At 37.3% G+C, this 1,045-nt stretch carries 1 protein-coding gene; it reads right to left on the bottom strand.

The window, feature by feature from the left end; all coding sequences use genetic code 11:
• Positions 1-7 precede the first annotated feature (7 nt).
• A complete protein-coding gene (locus tag P1X15_RS32460) occupies positions 8-910 on the bottom strand; it encodes a transposase (protein ID WP_277342261.1) in 903 nt (300 codons plus the stop codon).
• Between the last annotated feature and the right edge of the window lie 135 nt (positions 911-1,045).

Below are 1,045 nucleotides of genomic sequence, written 5' to 3'. Positions count from 1 at the left end.
ATGCGAATCAAGAGTTGAAAAAGATGTAAATGCACAAAGCGGTAGCGATTTTACCAAAAATATGTAACAAAGTACCCTTATCAGAACGGCATTTAGCGGCATTTTGAATGTCAGTATGTTCAATAAGCCAATTGAAAGCCGATTCAATAGGTTGCCTTATTCTACTGACCATAGTATTAAAGTAATTCCAAAAAGCATCGTTTTTGGGTTCACCTTTTTGCCTTTTATGAATAGCAATAAGTTCTAAATTATATTCATTTTTGACTTCTATAACACTCTGTGGGAAGTCGTATGCTTTATCAGCATATACAACAATATTAGGATTTAGAGGAGCCATTTGCTGAAAGAAAACCGTTCCGTCATGTTCGGAGGCGGCAGAAAGCACAATGGCTGCGGGTTGCGGCATTTTGTGTGGAATAATCCAGCCAAGTAAATGGAGTTTAATACCATGATACCAGACATTTTTAGTGCTACACAAACCTTTATCTGCCATATTTCGAGCAATTTTGGCATTTTCACAGCCATTGCCTTTAGAGAGCATGATTGGCAGAGAATCCGTTACAGCTTCCTTCCTACGCCCCTCATAAAGCCAATCTACCTCGGGCAGGGCATCTAATAATTCATTGCTCAAAGACCGAAATGCACTTTCCAACAAGTTTAAACGATAACTGAATGCCTGATAAGTCGGCAGTTTAGGAAACCATGAAAGCAAATGTTTTTTTACATATTTGTGCATTTGTGTTTTCTTTTGATACCCTTCTTTGGTACAATATAGGTAAATCGTCATGAGTTCAGCATCAGTAAATTCAGGCTCTGAATTCGGACTCATCCGCATACTTTCTGAAAATATGTTCTCCGCATTTTGTGATACCAAGAAGTATAGCGTTATTAGTTCTGTTTCCCAGTCCATAAAAGTAATTTGATTAGATGTGAGAACCCAATCTTACTACTTTTTATGTTTCTGGGAAAACTTTTACCCCACTATCTACATATAAGTATCTCGTTAATAAATAGTTGGCTGTTAAACCCAACTCTTGATTCGCAT

The organism is Runella sp. MFBS21 (assembly GCF_029433105.1).
In the GTDB taxonomy this organism is placed as follows: Bacteria; Bacteroidota; Bacteroidia; order Cytophagales; family Spirosomataceae; genus Runella.
The sequence above is the reverse complement of the archived record's forward strand: the minus strand, read 5'-3'. Positions and strand labels throughout refer to the sequence as shown.